Origin of the sequence: Azospirillum halopraeferens DSM 3675, assembly GCF_000429625.1 — a bacterium.
Taxonomy (GTDB): Bacteria; Pseudomonadota; Alphaproteobacteria; order Azospirillales; family Azospirillaceae; genus Azospirillum; species Azospirillum halopraeferens.
This window is the reverse complement of record NZ_AUCF01000052.1, coordinates 1-1,520: the sequence shown is the minus strand read 5'-3', so window position 1 is coordinate 1,520 and position 1,520 is coordinate 1. Positions and strand designations below refer to the sequence as shown.

The following is a 1,520-nucleotide window of genomic DNA, read 5'->3' as shown; positions in this document are numbered from 1 at the left end:
TCCGCTCCAACGATGACGCTGACGGTCTGGGCCATGCCGACAGAATCGCACGTCAGCGGACCCTTGTGAATCCTATGTCTGTGTCAGTGCACTAGATGAGTATGCGAAGGATTTATTTTCTTTTGTTGAGAATCATTCGCATTTGTTTCCACCCACCCGGCAGGAGGAGCTATTCAAGCTCGACGCCGTGAGTGCCGCATTCGATCTCCTCGACTGGATCGAGGAGGACAAGCGGGTGGCTTCGGAACCTGACCCTGTGAAGAAGGACGCAGCACGGGCAACGGTTCTGAACGAGATAGCAAATGGCATCGCAAAGGAGCCGCTGCCGCCGCACTTCGCCTCCACGGCAGTCTCTGATGCAATTGCAAAATTCGGCAATGAACTTGAGACGGCCCTCACGTCCGTCATAGCTTCTTCGAGCGTAGGCGTCACCCCGAAGACGCTCGTGGGGGTAGTTATTGAGTCTATCTACAAAAAGTATCCGCAGTTTTTGAGTCACACCGGGATCGTGATCGCCGGCTACGCTGAGGACGATTATTTTCCCGGTTTTGTCCAGTACAATTGTTATGGGATATTGTTGGGAAAGTTTATTGCAGACCGCGATAAGGCCCGGAGTGTGACGGTTGACAATGGTTCGCACATTCAGCCGTTCGCCATGAACGACATGGTCCACACGTTCATGTCAGGGATAAGCCCCGACATTTTCTCTGTGGTTCTTCAGGGGTTTGACGAGGCGTTAAAGGCTCTTGCCCAACATGTGCAGAAGGAACTGGGGGTGGCGACGATCCCGAATCTCGATACCCACTCCCAGGATTGCCTAAAAAAGTTTCAGGATCGCCTTATTGACGCTCAGGTGGCGGAGCATTACAAGCCGCTGACCCGTGCGGTTGCGTCGCTGCCGGTGGACGAAATGGCGAGTTTGGCTGAGACTCTTATCATGCTAGAATCCCTGAAGGAGAAGGTTACGCGTCCATCGGAGTCCGTCGGAGGGCCAGTGGATGTAGCCGTGATAACCAAGGCGGAGGGGCTGGTATGGATCAAGCGGAAGCACTATTTCCCTGCCGAACTGAACGGTAGATTCCTGGAGCGGCAACGGCAGCGGCTCGGCTGACGAGTCAAATTTGGGGAAAAACCATGGTGAAAAACTACGATGAGTTGTACCATGAAGTGGTGCGGCGTGCCGAATGGGAGCGATCCCTGGTATCGTCCATCGACCCGAATGTCATAGCCCAGCGGATCGCAAAGCCTGACGGTCAGGATGCGGAATCAAAGGAGCGGGTCCGCAACATTAGAAGGGTGGTCGAGGAAGCCTTTGATGCTGCTCCCACACGGCACTTCTCCCGTTAGTCTTCAGCAACTGTGAAAAAAGCCCCTCTTCGAGGGGCTTTTTTTTAGTGAATCTTCAGTCCGGTGGCCAAAGGAACGGTGGCGGTCATCACCGTGGGCGTGGTCGGCATCGGCGACGCGGCCCTGTCGCTCACGGCGTCCTCCGAATCGTGCCCGACGCCCCGGCGGATCGC

General features: G+C 55.4%; 2 protein-coding genes. Both read left to right on the top strand.

The genetic code is table 11. The features are described from left to right. Positions 1-142: 142 nt before the first annotated feature. Positions 143-1,111 carry a hypothetical protein gene (locus tag G472_RS0124590; RefSeq protein ID WP_029010498.1) on the top strand — a complete coding sequence of 323 codons (969 nt, stop codon included), beginning with the start codon at positions 143-145 and terminating at the stop codon, positions 1,109-1,111. A gap of 23 nt (positions 1,112-1,134) precedes the next feature. After that, the gene (locus tag G472_RS39130) at positions 1,135-1,347 is read left to right on the top strand and encodes a hypothetical protein (protein WP_156927249.1); all 213 of its coding nucleotides are present in this window, start codon (positions 1,135-1,137) and stop codon (positions 1,345-1,347) included. Positions 1,348-1,520: the final 173 nt, after the last annotated feature.

Excerpts from the sequence above, each read along its gene's own strand:
- G472_RS39130 (WP_156927249.1), top strand. The coding sequence starts at position 1,135 with ATGGTGAAAAACTACGATGAGTTGTACCATGAAGTGGTGCGGCGTGCC.